Source organism: Thalassovita mangrovi (genome assembly GCF_009857745.1).
In the GTDB taxonomy this organism is placed as follows: Bacteria; Pseudomonadota; Alphaproteobacteria; order Rhodobacterales; family Rhodobacteraceae; genus Thalassobius; species Thalassobius mangrovi.
Map to the genome: position 1 here is coordinate 144,748 of NZ_WWEN01000010.1, position 13,801 is coordinate 158,548.

The following is a 13,801-nucleotide window of genomic DNA, read 5'->3' on the forward strand; positions in this document are numbered from 1 at the left end:
AAACAAGGGGCAAGGCGGCCCTGCCCCGTGCATAAGCCGGTCAGTTCCGCTTCGCCCGGAGCTTTTCGAAGTAATCCAGCCGTTTCTTCAATTCCCGCTCGAAGCCGCGCTCCACCGGCAGATAGAAACTGGGCCGCCGCATGGTTTCGGGGAAATAGTTCTGGCCGGAAAACCCGTCCTCGGCATCGTGATCATAGGCATAGCCGTCGCCATAACCCTGATCCTTCATCATCTGCGTCGGCGCGTTCAGGATGTGTTTCGGGGGCGGTTCGCTGCCGGTCTTGCGCGCGGCGGCGCGGGCGGCCTTGTAGGCCATGTAAACGGCATTGCTTTTCGGGGCCAGCGCCAGATAGGCCACCGCCTGCGCCAGCGCCAACTCGCCCTCGGGGCTGCCCAGCCGTTCATAGGTTTCCCAAGCATGCAGGCACAGCTGTTGCGCCTGCGGATCGGCCAGGCTGATGTCTTCGACCGCCATCCGCAGCAGCCGCCGCGCCAGGTAACGCGGGTCTTCGCCGCCTTCCAGCATCCGCGCGTACCAGTAAAGCGCCGCGTCCGGGTCCGATCCGCGCACCGATTTGTGCAGCGCCGAAATCAGGTTGTAGTGCTCGTCGCCGGACTTGTCGTATTTCGCCGCCCGCTTCATCAGCCGCTTGGACAGCGCATCGACGTTCAGCTTGCCCTCGACCTTCCAGGCCGCGACCTGTTCGATCAGGTTCAGAAGCGCGCGCCCGTCGCCATCGGCCATTTCCAACAGCGCCTCGCGCGCCTGTCCGTCCAGCGGCAGCGCCCGGCCCAGTTCCTGTTCCGCCCGCTGCGCCAACCGTTCCAGATCGCCCAAGGACAGCCGTTCCAGCACCAGAACCTGCGACCGGCTGAGAACAGCGGCGTTCAACTCGAAACTGGGATTTTCCGTGGTGGCCCCGACCAGAAGGATGGTTCCGTCTTCCATATGCGGCAGGAAGCTGTCCTGCTGCGCCTTGTTGAAACGGTGGATTTCGTCGACGAACAGCAGCGTCCCCTGCCCGGTCTGGCGACGGAGCTTGGCCGCCTCGAACACCTTGCGCAGCTCCGGCACGCCGGTGAAGATCGCGCTGATCTGCACGAAATGCAGGTCGGTTTCATCCGCCAGCAGCCGCGCGATGGTGGTCTTGCCCACGCCGGGCGGTCCCCAGAGGATCAGCGACGACAGGCTGCCCGACCGCAGCATCACGCCCAAGGGCGCGTCTTCGCCAAGCACCTGTTCCTGCCCGATAACTTCGGACAAGGACCGTGGCCGCAGCCGGTCGGCCAACGGGCGATGCGCGCTGTCGTGTTGTTCCTCGGTTCCCGGGGTGGAGTCGAAAAGGTCGGCCATGCGCTACAGCCTGAACCGGATCACCAGCCGCTGCAAGCCGCGCTGCACGTCGAAGGCCAGAACCCGCACCCGGCCCGACAGCGCCTGTTCGACGTCATCGGTGGTTTCCACGGTTTCGCCGTTGATCACGTGCAGGATATCGCCCTTGCGCAGCCCGACCTGCGCGCCGATGGGACCGGGGTCTTCGACCACCACGCCGGTGCTGCCCAGCGGCAACCCGTATTCGGCCAGAACCGCCGGGTTGATATTCGCCACATCCAGCCCCGGCAGCGCGGAACGCTTGCCCAGCTGCCGGCGGTCGCGCTGCGGCGTTTCGGGGGCGGCCATCAGTTCGACCTCTGTATCGAAGCTTTCGCCGTCCCGCAGCGCGGTGACGGTGACCTTTTCGCCCAGCCCCGCGACCGACATGCGGAAAATCATCTCGGCCGGGGTATTCACCGGCTGGCCGTCGACGGCGACGATCACGTCGCCCGGTTCGATCCCGGCCTCCATAAACGGGCTGACCTTGTGCAGCGCCGACACCACGATGCCACCGGGACGGTCCAGCCCGAGGCCGGCGGCGATATCGGCATCGACCGGCTGCCCATTCATCCCGGCCCAGGGACGTTGGAACCGGTCGTTACCCTGCCGCGCCTGCGCCACGAATTGCGCCACCAGGTTCGACGGGATGGCGAAGCCGATCCCGTTCGACCCGCCCGAGCGGGTCAGGATCGAGGTATTGACCCCGATCAGGTGTCCGTTGACGTCGATCAGCGCGCCGCCCGAATTGCCCGGATTGATCGGCGCGTCGGTCTGGATGAAGTAACCACGCCCGTTGCCCGTCGCCGTGCCCGACCGCGCCAGCCCCGACACAATGCCGCTGGACACGGTCTGGCCGACACCGAACGGGTTGCCGATGGCCAGCACCAGTTCGCCCACTTCGACCCCTTCGCTGTCGCGCAGCTCGAGGAAAGGCATGTCGGCGGCCCCGTCCAGTTTCATGATCGCCAGGTCACTTTCCTCGTCGGCCAGCAGAACCTCGGCGTCGAATTCGCGGCGGTCGTTCAGCACCACCCGGATTTCCGCCGCGTCGCCCACCACATGGTAATTCGAAACGACATAGCCATCCGCCGACAGGATCACGCCGGACCCCAGCGAATTTTGCACCTGCGGCCGCACCTCGCCGAAATCGCGGAACAGCCCGCGAAAGAAGGGATCGTTCTGGAACGGGCTTTGCCGGGCCTGCACGATGCGCTTGGCATAGATGTTCACCACTGCCGGGGTGGCCTGTTTCACCAGCGGCGCGAAGCCCAGCTGAATTTCCGTCTGGTTCTGCGGAATACGGGTTTCCGCCGCCAGCGGGGCGGCAAGGATCAAAAGAATTGTGGTGAGAATACCAAGCATCGCGCCTGCCTTTAATTGACCTGCCCTTGATATGCGAAGCAGGCCGCCGGATTGCAAGCGGGTCCCCCCGCACATCAGCGCGAGGGGACTCTTCCGGTTCACCCGGTCAGGCGGGTGCTTGCCGCCCGGCGGCGTTCCACCGCCTGCGCCAGTTGTTGCAGCACCTGCGCCGTGTCGTCCCAGCCCAGGCAACCATCGGTGATGGATTGGCCATAGACCAGCGGCGCCACGCCCAGGTCCTGCCGCCCGGCGACCAGGTGGCTTTCGATCATCACGCCGGTGATTCGACCGTCGCCCGCCGCCACCTGCCCGGCCACGTCTTCCAGCACCACGGGCTGTTTCATCGGGTCCTTGCCGCTGTTGGCGTGGCTGGCGTCGATCATCACCTGCGGGCGGATACCGTCTGCCTGCGCCTTGCGGCACACCGCATCGACCGACCCCGCGTCGTAGTTCGGTTCCGTCCCGCCGCGCAGGATGATGTGGCAATCGGGATTGCCCGCGGTTTCCGCGATCGCCGCGCGGCCGTTCTTGGCCACCGCCATGAAATGATGCGGCCGCGCCGCCGAACGCACCGCGTCGATGGCGATCTGCGCATTGCCCCTGGTGCCGTTCTTGAACCCGACCGGGCAGGACAGGCCCGAGGCCATTTCGCGGTGAATCTGGCTTTCGGTGGTGCGCGCCCCGATGGCGGCCCAGGCGATCAGGTCGGAAATGTATTGCGGCACCGTGGTGTCGAGGAATTCGGTCCCCACCGGCAGCCCCATCGCGTTGATATCCAGAAGCAACTGCCGCGCGATCCGCAGCCCGTCATTGATCCGGAACGACCCGTCCAGCATCGGATCGTTGATCAGCCCCTTCCAGCCGCTGATGGTGCGGGGTTTTTCGAAATAGACCCGCATCACGATTTCCAGGGCCCCCGACAGCTGATCGCGCAGCGGTTTCAGCCGCGCGGCATACTCCAGCGCGGCCTTGGGATCGTGGATCGAACAGGGACCGACGACGACGATCAGGCGGTCGTCGATACCGGTCAGCACCTTCTGGATCGCGCTGCGCGATTGTTTGACCGTTCGTTCGGTCAGGTCCGTGCCCGGCAGGTGCGCGGAAAGGTCTTGGGATGAAATCAGTTCCTGCATGGAGGCGATACGCAGATTTTCGGTTGTCATGGTCTGGGGTTCCTTGTTGGGGGCCCCGGGCGGACATGAAAAAACCGCCCAGCTGGGGCGGTTGGTGTGATGTCTGCTGTCTGATCCTATTTCAGAACGCGTTGACCCATCCGACCGCCTGTTGGCTCGGATAAAAATAAAACCAGATTGCGGCGTAGTTTTGGGTCATGCGGCGGAGGCTAGCGAAGATTCGCCCCCCTGTCACCCTGCAAAATGTAAAAGCAACGTGAGCGGGCGAGAGGTCGCCTTGGTCGGTTCCGTACGACCCTTGGGCCGGAAAAGAAAAGCCCCCGCCGATGGCGGGGGCTCAAATCTGGTCGGATGACCGGAAATCTTAGTCTTCGGCAGCTTCTTCTGCTTCCAGGCGGGCCTTGTCGGCGGCGCCTTTGGCCGAAACGTCGCGATCGACGAATTCGATGATCGCCATCGGTGCCATGTCGCCATAGCGGAAGCCGGCCTTCAGGACGCGGATGTAGCCACCCTGACGTTCCTTGTAGCGCGGGCCCAGAACTTCGAACAGCTTCTCAACATAGGCGTCCTGCTTCAGCTGAGCAGCGGCCTGACGGCGGGCGTGCAGATCGCCGCGCTTGGCCAGCGTGATCAGTTTTTCAACGATCGGACGCAGTTCCTTGGCTTTCGGCAGGGTGGTCTTGATCTGTTCGTGTTCGATCAGCGAACCGGCCATGTTGGCCCACAGGGCCTTACGGTGTTCATGAGTACGGTTCAGGCGGCGGTAACCACGAGCGTGACGCATTTTCTATCTCCTAAATTCGCGTTTTGCTTTGTCTGACCGGCGATGCGTGTCACCGGCTCTCCTTGGGGCGTTCGCCCATGTATTCCCCGGCATCCCGGGCATTTGTAACCGGGGCGACCTGAGCGGCCGCCCCGTATGTCTTCGATCAGAAGGCGTCTTCGAACTTCTTCGCCAGATCTTCGATGTTGTCCGGCGGCCAGTCCTCGACATCCATGCCCAGGTGCAGGCCCATGCCCGAAAGCACTTCCTTGATCTCGTTCAGCGACTTGCGGCCGAAGTTCGGGGTGCGCAGCATCTCGGCTTCGGTTTTCTGGATCAGGTCGCCGATATAGACGATGTTGTCGTTCTTCAGGCAGTTTGCCGAACGGACCGACAGTTCCAGCTCGTCGACTTTCTTCAGCAGCAGCGGGTTGAATTCCAGCCCGTCGTCTTCCGCTTCGCGGCCAGCCGCTTCGGGTTCTTCGAAGTTGACGAAGATGGTCAGCTGGTCCTGCAGGATGCGCGCCGCGTAAGCGATGGCGTCCTCGGGGGTGACCGACCCGTCGGTTTCGATCTTCATGGTCAGCTTGTCATAGTCCAGAACCTGACCTTCACGGGTCGGCTGCACGTCGTAGCTGACTTTCTTGACCGGCGAATAGATCGCGTCGATCGGCATCAGGCCGATGGGTGCGTCTTCCGGCTTGTTGCGGTCTGCCGGAACATAGCCCTTACCGGTGTTGACGGTCAGTTCCATGTACAGGTCGGCGCCTTCGTCCAGGTGGCAGATCACGTGATCCTTGTTCAGGATCTCGATGCCAGCGCTGTCGCTGATGTCGCCCGCGGTGACGACCGACGGACCCTTGGCGTTGATCGACAGGCGCTTGGGCCCTTCGACTTCCATCCGCAGCGACACGCCCTTCAGGTTCAGGACGATGTCGGTCACGTCCTCGCGCACACCGGCGACCGAGGAGAATTCGTGCAGAACGTTGTCGATCTGAACGCTGGTGATGGCTGCACCCTGCAGCGAGCTCATCAGCACGCGGCGCAGCGCGTTGCCGAGCGTCAGGCCAAAGCCGCGTTCCAGCGGTTCGGCAACCAGCGCAGCCTGACGGCTCGGGTCATTGCCCGGCTTTACGTCAAGCTGGGTCGGCTTGATCAATTCTGCCCAGTTCTTGTGGATCATGCGTCCCTCCATTCCTGTCCTGCCCCCATGTCCAAAGGGCAAGACGCCCGAGGTTTAAAAATGACGGACTGGGGCCATGCGAATGCATGACCCCAGCTGATAAAGATGTACTTAGACCCGGCGGCGTTTCGGCGGGCGGCAGCCGTTGTGCGCGATCGGGGTCACATCACGGATCGAGGTGATGTTGAAACCGACTGCGGCCAGCGCGCGCAGTGCCGACTCACGGCCCGAACCGGGGCCCTGAACTTCGACTTCCAGGGTTTTCACACCGTGTTCCTGAGCTTTCTTGCCAGCGTCTTCAGCTGCCATCTGAGCTGCGTAAGGGGTCGATTTGCGCGAACCCTTGAAGCCCATGGTGCCGGCAGACGACCACGAAATGGCGTTGCCCTGCACGTCAGAGATCAGGATTTTGGTGTTGTTGAAGCTGGAGTTCACATGTGCGACGCCAGCTGCGATGTTCTTGGAGACCTTTTTCTTGCCCCCACGACGGGTATCACGTGCCATTGGTAGCTATCTCCCTTACTTCTTCTTACCGGCGATGGCCTTTGCGGGGCCTTTGCGGGTACGAGCGTTGGTGTGGGTACGCTGACCGCGTACGGGGAGATTGCGGCGATGGCGCAGGCCGCGGTAGCAGCCAAGGTCCATCAGGCGCTTGATGTTCATCTGAACTTCACGACGCAGGTCACCTTCAACGGTGTAGTTCGCGTCGATATGTTCGCGGATGGCCAGAACTTCGGCGTCCGACAGTTCGTTCACACGACGAGTCGATTCGATGTTCACGGCTTCGCAGATGGCTTTGGCCGATGCAGGGCCAATACCGGTGATGTAGGTGAGGGCGATGGGGACCCGTTTTGCAGTCGGGATGTTTACGCCGGCGATACGTGCCACGTCTAACTTTCCTTTTCGTTGCGGTTCCGTAACTCCAGAACCTTTTTTCACAACGTAAGCCCGAAGCTTTTCCCGCTTCGGGCCGCAGCTGATCCAGGTGATCTGTAAGGCGGGTGCGACCCGCATCACAAAAATGATTCTCTAACAGAGATTTCGGTACGTATGGGGATTTTCCGGCATCGTCAAGCCCCCTCCCTCCCGATGGTTTTTCACAGGCTCCGGCAGCGGCCCTGGCCTTTGCTGGAAAACAAACGGCGGCGCCCGTCGGGGCACCGCCGTCTGAAATTTCGCAAGCCGTCAGGCTCAGGCGTCCAGGATGCCTGCAATCGCCGCGCGCACGCCGTCGATTTCGCCCAACCCGTCAACCGAGCTCAGCTGACCCTTGGCATAGTAGTAGCCGATCAGCGGCGAGGTCTTCTTGTAATATTCCATCAGGCGCTGCTTGAGGCTGTCCTCGTTGTCGTCGGCCCGACGCTTCTGGTTGGTGCCGCCGCAAACCGAACATTTGCCATCCGCCGGCCAGGGCTTGGTCTGGTCGTGATAGACCTCGCCGCAATCGCCGCAGGTCGAGCGGCCGGTGATACGCGACACCAGCGCGGCATCGTCCACCTGCATCTCGATCACCGCGTCGAGCGTTTCGCCCTTCTCTTCCAGCAGCTCGGCCAGTGCGTCTGCCTGTGCCAGGGTGCGGGGGAAACCGTCGAAGATGAAACCGCCGGCCTTGTCGCCTTCCAGCTTCTCGCGGATCAGGCCGATCACGATCTCGTCGGTGACCAGATCGCCGCGCGCCATGACGTCAGCCACGACCTTGCCCATCTCGGTGCCGCTGTCCTTGGCTTCGCGCAGCATGTCGCCGGTCGAAAGCTGGATCATGTTGCGGGTATCCACCAGATAGCGGGCTTGCGTTCCTTTGCCCGCTCCGGGCGGTCCAAGCAGAATAATATTCATCGACGTGCGGGTCCCTTCCTTGCGCGTTTCTTCCCTTTACCGCGAAGCTGCGATTTTTCGATCAGCCCCTCGTACTGGTGCGCCAGCAGATGGCTTTGCACCTGTTGGATCGTGTCCATGGTCACGGATACGACGATCAGCACCGAAGTGCCGCCAAAATAGAAGGGGATGGCCAGTTGGCTACGCAGAATCTCGGGCAGGAGACAAACTGCCGCAAGATAAAGCGACCCCAGAACCAGGATGCGGTTGGTGACGTATTCCAGGTATTCGGCGGTCTTCTTGCCGGGGCGGATGCCGGGGACGAAACCGTTCTGGTTCTTCAGGTTGTCGGCCACGTCATCGGGTTTGAACGAGACGTTGAACGTATAGAAATAGGCGAAGAACACGATCATCCCGGTGAAGAAGGCCAGGTAAAGCGGCTGACCGGGGCCGAAATAGGCCAGCAGGGTCGACATGATCGGACCGGTCTGGCTGCCCGAGAAGGTGCTGATCGTGGTCGGCAGCAGCAGCAGCGAGCTGGCGAAGATCGCCGGGATCACGCCGGCCGGGTTGACCTTGATCGGCAGGTGGCTGGAACCGCCGTCATAGACCTTCATGCCGACCTGGCGGCGCGGGTACTGGATGTGGATCTTGCGCAGGGCGCGCTCCATGAACACCACGAAGGCGATCACGGCGATCACCATCAGCAGCACGCCGATGATCACGGCAGGACTGACAGCGCCCGAACGGCCCTGGCTGAGGAACTGCGCCAGCGCGGCGGGAACCTCGGCGATGATGCCGACGAAGATGATCAGCGAAATACCGTTGCCGATGCCGCGGTTGGTGATCTGTTCACCCAGCCACATCAGGAACATGGTACCGCCCACCAGGGTGACGACGCAGGAGGCGCGGAAGAACAGGCCCGGATCGGTGACCAGGTCGCCCGCTTCCAGCGATGCCGCCAGGCCGTAAGCCTGCAGCGTGGCCAGCGCCACCGTGCCGTAACGGGTGTATTGGTTGATCTTCTTGCGGCCCTGATCGCCTTCCTTCTTCAGCTGCTCCATCGAGGGCACCATCGAGGTCAGGAGCTGCACGATGATCGAGGCCGAGATGTAAGGCATGATGCCCAGGGCGAAAATGCCCATCCGGCCCAACGCGCCGCCAGTAAACATCGACAGGATACCGCCCAAACCGGCGGCCGCGCCTTCCATGAAGTCGCGCAGCGCCGTGCCGTCGATCCCGGGAACCGGGATGAAGGTGCCAAGGCGATAGACGATCAGAAGGCCCAGGGTGAACAGGATCCGGCTGCGCAGCTCGGTCGCCTTTCCAAGGGCGGCCCAGCTCGTGTTCGCGGCCATTTGTTCGACTGCAGATACCATGCGTGGTCTCTCTTATATGACAACGCCGCCCAGAGCGTTTTCCAGCTCAGGCGGCGTTCTTAGGAAAACTGGGTTCTATGTAAGCGGCTCAGGCGCCGCTCACAACCCGTTAAGCTGTCGCTTACGCTTTGACCTTCAGCGAGCCGCCTGCTTTTTCAACAACCTCGATGGCTGCTTTCGATGCGCCGGTCACGTCCAGATCGACCTTGGCGCTGAATTCGCCTTTGGCCAGGATGCGAACGCCGTCCAGCTTGCGGCGCACCAGGCCGCTTTCGACCAGCACGTCCTCGGTGATCGGCGCTTTGACGTCGATCTTGCCGGCGTCGATGAACTTGGCCAGGATGCCCAGGTTCACAACAGCGTATTTCTTGGGGTTCGGAACGTTGAAGCCGCGCTTGGGAAGGCGCTGGTAGAGCGGCATCTGGCCGCCTTCGTAGCCGTTGATCGACACGCCCGAACGGGATTTCTGACCCTTGATACCACGGCCACCCATCTTACCCTTGCCCGAACCGGGGCCACGGGCAACGCGGGTGCGTTTTTTCGATGCGCCGGGATTGTCGCGCAGTTCGTTGAGTTTCATATCGCTTCTCCTTGCCGGATGTGACCCCCGAAGCGTTATAGGGTCAAACGCGGCTTTTCTTGATTGTTGATTCTGTGGCCCGCAAGGCCACCGGGGGCGTATAGACCCAAGCCACGCTCATTGCAATAGCGGCGCGGAACGGCGGCCGTGCCGCGTTCACAATCGCGTTCATCGCCGGGGGATCAGGCCGTCGGCAGCTCGATCCAGACCCGCGCCCCGCCCTCGGGCGATTTTTCCATCCCGATCCGGCCGCCCATCGCGTCCACATAGGCCCGCGCCAGCGTCAGGCCCAGCCCGGCGCCGGAAATTTCGCCATGCTGGTGCGTCAGGCGTTCGAACGGTTCGAACACCCGGGTCAGATCGGGGCCTTCGAGCCCCGGGCCGTTATCATCCACCAGGATGCGGCACATATCGCCGTTCATCACCGCCGACACCCGCACTTCGCAACCCTTGCCGGCATATTTGGCGGCGTTTTCGAACACCAGCGCCATCGCCCGGATCATCAGATTGCTGCTGCCGCGCAGTTTCAGATCGTCCGGGACCTGCAGCTGATACCTGAGCGAACATCCCGAATGCATCCGTTCGTTGCGCTTGCGGGCGCTTTCCAGAACGTCATGCAGATCAATATTTTCAATCGACGAAGCCACCTTGCCGGTCGACACCATCGTCATGTTGGTGGCCTTCTGGGTCAGACTGATCAGATTGACCCCGGCATCGAGGATATAGCGCGCATATTCCCTGCCCTTGCGGCTGGATTCCTCGCGGTCGTCGCCATCGAGCAATTCAAGCAGTTCGGCATAGCCGATGATCGTGTTGAGCGGCGTACGGATTTCATGGCTGAGCGTCGACAAGACGTTGTTGAGCAGCTGCACATTCGATTGCGTCGACTGCAGCGCCAGCCGCAGGTCCTCGGTCCTCTCACGCACCAGCTCTTCGAGATTGCGATGCTGGATTTCGAGTTCCTTGAGGTTGCGGCGGTGCTTTTGCAATTCGTTCTTCTGAGTCAGGCGCTCGGTGATGTCGGACACATAGGCGATGCTATAGGCCTTGCCCCGGTCCTGGATCTGGTTCAGCCCGATTTCAATCGGGACGTCCTGACCGTCCTTGTGATGCCCGAACAGGACCTGGTTGCCGCCCATCGGCCGGCTTTTCGGTGCCGCCTGGAACCCTTTGCGCAGCCCCACATGCCGTTCGCGCAGATTCTCCGGCAGCAGCGTTTCCAGCGGTTCGCCCACCAGTTCGCCGGTCTCATAGCCGAACATGGAACTGAGCGTCTGGTTCGCCCAGACGATGATGCCGTCCGTGTCGATGATGATGATACCGTTCGGAGACTGCTCCACGGTCAGGCATTGCAAGACATCAAGCCTCGCCCCGCCGCTTTCCTTTTCCCCCGCCCGGAGGGCACCAGGTTCAGACTTATGCTCCGAAAGCATCGACATGTAAAAATTTCCCGATTGACAAAACTGTGGCTAGAATACTTACGCCAAAGCAAGCATCATTTTTATTGAATGTGAAAGCTGTATTTCGAATGTGGGTTAGTATGGCAACGCTTGCCGATGGGCCCGAACATGGCCCATATTTTCATCCCGCTTCGTTTGCCTGCGGCTTGGCCAGCGGCAATTCCAGCCAGACCCGCAACCCACCCTGCGGCGAACTTTCCATCCCGATACCGCCGCCCATGGAATGCATATAGGCCTGCGCAAGGGTCAGCCCCAGTCCGGCCCCGGAAATGTGGCCGTGTTTCTGCTGCAACCGCTCGAACGGCTCAAAGGCTTTCTGATAGTCGGTTTCCTGCAGCCCCGCCCCGTCGTCATCGATCAGCAGGCGGCAGATCTTGGCCCTTTTTTCTGCGGATACGCGCAAGGTGCAGTTGCCCCCTGCATATTTCGCCGCGTTTTCGAACAGCAGTTCCAGGGTCTGCAAAAGCAGTTCTTCGTCCCCCAGCACCAAGGGCGCCTCATCGAGGCTGACCTCGCAGCACGGGATCGTCCCGCGCAGCAGCATGCAACAGCGTTCATGCGCCTTGGACACCACCACGTTCAGATCGATCGGCGCGGCATCCGCCGCGACCTTCCCGGCGGACACCACCGTCATCTTCGACACCTTGTCCACCAGCCCGACCAGCTTGTTCCCCGCGTTCAGCATCAGGTCGGGATAAGCCATCATCGTGCTGCTGGCGCGGAAGATGTTTTCGTCCATCATCGACTTCATGATCTCGGCATAGCCGATCATGATGCTCAGTGGCGTCCTGAATTCATGGCTGAAGGAGGACAGCATATCCTGCAGAAGCTTCACATTGGCCTGGGTTGAACGCAGCGCCAGGCTCAGCTCCTCGGTTCTTTCGCTGACCACCTGTTCCAGGTTGTGGCGATAAATCTCCAGCTCCTTTTCCCGGATATAACGGGCGGTCACGTCGACGACAAAGGCAACCGTGAACACGTGGTCGGTGCTTTCCAGGCTGCCCAACCCGACCTCGATCGGGATCTGGCGGCCCTCCTTATGCTGCCCGAATAGCACCAGGGTGCCGCCCATCGCGCGTTTCGACGGCTTGCGGATGAAGCCGTCGCGCATCTTGACGTGGCGGTCCTTCACATCGTCCGGCACCAGGCATTCGATCGGTTGGCCGATCAGTTCCCCGGCACTGTAACCGAAGGTGAGTTCCAGCGCTTCGTTGGTCCACACGATGGCGCCGGTATCGTCCACGATGACGATCCCGTTCGGGGACGCGAAGCCGATCTGGCTTGCCACCTTTTCGATTTCATCGAGTTCCAGCTGATGGTTTACCAACTCACTACCTTCGACTGATGGGTGCAAAATAAGAAGCATCCAAAATAAAGGTTTCCCAAACCTGTTCCAGCGCTTTTCGCCATGTGAACCAGCGCAATCGGGCCTTTTCAGCGCTGTTCCCCCCAGTGCTGACGCCGCGGAACAACCCAGAGCGGCCAGACGCGGCGCGCCCCTCCACCCGGCGTGGAAACGGCGCGATCCGTCTCATCGGCGGGCGAAGGCCCGGCCCGCGCGCCGCCCGAATCACGCCAACCCCCCGGATTGACGGTTTTCCGTCACACAGGCCGATTTTCGCCAAATGAACGCGGGATGGCCCAATTTTTGCTCAATTTCCCCCGTACACAACCGTTCTTGAACCCATGTCTCGCCCCGACCACCCGGAGAGAAATCACATGATCCGCATCCTGCTTTACCTCATGGCCACCCTGTTCCTGACTCAAACGGCAATGGCGCAAAAAGCGGGGGTGGGGGCGTGGGAAAATTCCCGCAACACCACGCTGGAATGGATCGAAGACCGTCCCGGGCTCGAATGGTATTACAACTGGCGCCCCGATCAGATGTGGCACAAGGGCGGCGTATCGCGCACCGTCGAATTCGTGCCGATGATCCACAATGCCGGCGACGTCAACAAGAGCATCGTGTCGACGCGCCGCGCCAAGGCGCTGCTGGGCTTCAACGAACCCGACCGCAACAATGGCAGCCACCAGGCCGGCCTTTCGGTCGACAAAGCCATCGCGCTGTGGCCCAAGCTGGAAAAACGCGGCCTGCGCCTTGGCAGCCCGGCCACCACGCAGGACGAAACCCTGGGGCGCGGATCCTGGCAACAGCGCTTCATGGCCGAGGCCGATCGCCGCGGGCTGCGCGTCGATTTCATGGCGGTGCATTACTATTCGACAAACGGCGATGTCGCGGCCTTCCGAAACTGGCTGCAGGCGGTACACAGCGCCTATGGCCGGCCGATCTGGGTGACCGAATTCGCCATGATCGACTGGGCCCGCCCCGGCGCCGTCACCTATGAACAGAATGCCAAATTCGCCGAAAGCGCCATCGCCATGATGGAAACCCTGCCCTTCGTCGAACGTCACGCCTGGTTCGCCGCCAATCCCTATCCCTGGAACGGTCAGGCGCCGCGCATCAACCTGGTGGACAAGAACCTGAACCCGACGCCCGTGGGCCTGGCCTTCGACAAGGTGCTGACCCGGCTGGGCGGCAGCCGGGTGGCCGCCGGGACGCGGGAAACGACGCCGCAAACCGCGACCCGCCTGAACACCGCGCCCACCCTGTCCCTACCCGCGGTTCAGAAAAAACGTTTCAGCAAGGAAACCCGCTGATCCGAAGCGCGCCCCACCACCGGCATATCGCCCTGACATACGAAAACACCCCCGGCCATTCCTGACCGGGGGTGTTTCTTTTCGGGTAGGCCG

At 61.9% G+C, this 13,801-nt stretch carries 13 protein-coding genes; 1 reads left to right on the top strand and 12 read right to left on the bottom strand.

What is annotated here, in order from left to right:
• Nucleotides 1–40: 40 nt before the first annotated feature.
• The 12 genes from GR167_RS18645 to GR167_RS18700 form a co-directional block, all read right to left on the bottom strand.
• The gene (locus GR167_RS18645) at nt 41–1,354 is read right to left on the bottom strand and encodes a replication-associated recombination protein A (RefSeq protein ID WP_160975245.1); all 1,314 of its coding nucleotides are present in this window, start codon (nt 1,352–1,354) and stop codon (nt 41–43) included.
• 3 nt (nt 1,355–1,357) lie between these two features.
• On the bottom strand, nt 1,358–2,737 hold the full coding sequence (locus GR167_RS18650; RefSeq protein ID WP_160975246.1) for a Do family serine endopeptidase: 1,380 nt from the start codon (nt 2,735–2,737) through the stop codon (nt 1,358–1,360).
• Nucleotides 2,738–2,835: 98 nt separating this feature from the next.
• A complete protein-coding gene (locus tag GR167_RS18655) occupies nt 2,836–3,900 on the bottom strand; it encodes a 3-deoxy-7-phosphoheptulonate synthase (RefSeq protein ID WP_160975247.1) in 1,065 nt (354 codons plus the stop codon).
• Between the two features lie 334 nt (nt 3,901–4,234).
• Complete coding sequence (rplQ, locus tag GR167_RS18660) at nt 4,235–4,654, bottom strand: 50S ribosomal protein L17 (RefSeq protein ID WP_160975248.1); 420 nt, start codon at nt 4,652–4,654, stop codon at nt 4,235–4,237.
• A 145-nt stretch (nt 4,655–4,799) separates the two neighbouring features.
• Nucleotides 4,800–5,816: a DNA-directed RNA polymerase subunit alpha gene (locus tag GR167_RS18665; RefSeq protein WP_160975249.1), complete on the bottom strand. Its 1,017-nt coding sequence runs from the start codon at nt 5,814–5,816 to the stop codon at nt 4,800–4,802.
• 111 nt (nt 5,817–5,927) lie between these two features.
• Nucleotides 5,928–6,320 (bottom strand): 30S ribosomal protein S11, encoded by a 393-nt coding sequence (gene rpsK, locus GR167_RS18670; protein ID WP_136636924.1) that lies wholly within the window; start codon nt 6,318–6,320, stop codon nt 5,928–5,930.
• Between the two features lie 15 nt (nt 6,321–6,335).
• Nucleotides 6,336–6,704, bottom strand: a complete 369-nt coding sequence (rpsM, locus tag GR167_RS18675) for a 30S ribosomal protein S13 (RefSeq protein WP_160975250.1) — start codon at nt 6,702–6,704, stop codon at nt 6,336–6,338.
• Nucleotides 6,705–7,007: 303 nt separating this feature from the next.
• Nucleotides 7,008–7,652 (bottom strand): adenylate kinase, encoded by a 645-nt coding sequence (locus tag GR167_RS18680; RefSeq protein ID WP_160975251.1) that lies wholly within the window; start codon nt 7,650–7,652, stop codon nt 7,008–7,010.
• Nucleotides 7,649–9,010: a preprotein translocase subunit SecY gene (secY, locus tag GR167_RS18685; protein ID WP_160975252.1), complete on the bottom strand. Its 1,362-nt coding sequence runs from the start codon at nt 9,008–9,010 to the stop codon at nt 7,649–7,651. The genes GR167_RS18680 and secY overlap by 4 nt, the downstream gene beginning before the upstream one ends.
• Nucleotides 9,011–9,131: 121 nt before the next feature.
• Nucleotides 9,132–9,590 carry a 50S ribosomal protein L15 gene (rplO, locus tag GR167_RS18690; protein WP_160975253.1) on the bottom strand — a complete coding sequence of 153 codons (459 nt, stop codon included), beginning with the start codon at nt 9,588–9,590 and terminating at the stop codon, nt 9,132–9,134.
• Between the two features lie 182 nt (nt 9,591–9,772).
• Nucleotides 9,773–10,930, bottom strand: coding sequence for a sensor histidine kinase (locus tag GR167_RS18695; protein ID WP_160975254.1), 1,158 nt, complete (start codon nt 10,928–10,930; stop codon nt 9,773–9,775).
• Nucleotides 10,931–11,171: 241 nt separating this feature from the next.
• Nucleotides 11,172–12,377 (bottom strand): PAS domain-containing sensor histidine kinase, encoded by a 1,206-nt coding sequence (locus GR167_RS18700; RefSeq protein ID WP_160975255.1) that lies wholly within the window; start codon nt 12,375–12,377, stop codon nt 11,172–11,174.
• A 359-nt stretch (nt 12,378–12,736) separates the two neighbouring features.
• Here GR167_RS18700 and GR167_RS18705 point away from each other — a divergent pair, with 359 nt between their 5' ends.
• Nucleotides 12,737–13,708, top strand: a complete 972-nt coding sequence (locus GR167_RS18705) for a glycosyl hydrolase (RefSeq protein WP_235916041.1) — start codon at nt 12,737–12,739, stop codon at nt 13,706–13,708.
• Nucleotides 13,709–13,801 lie beyond the last annotated feature (93 nt).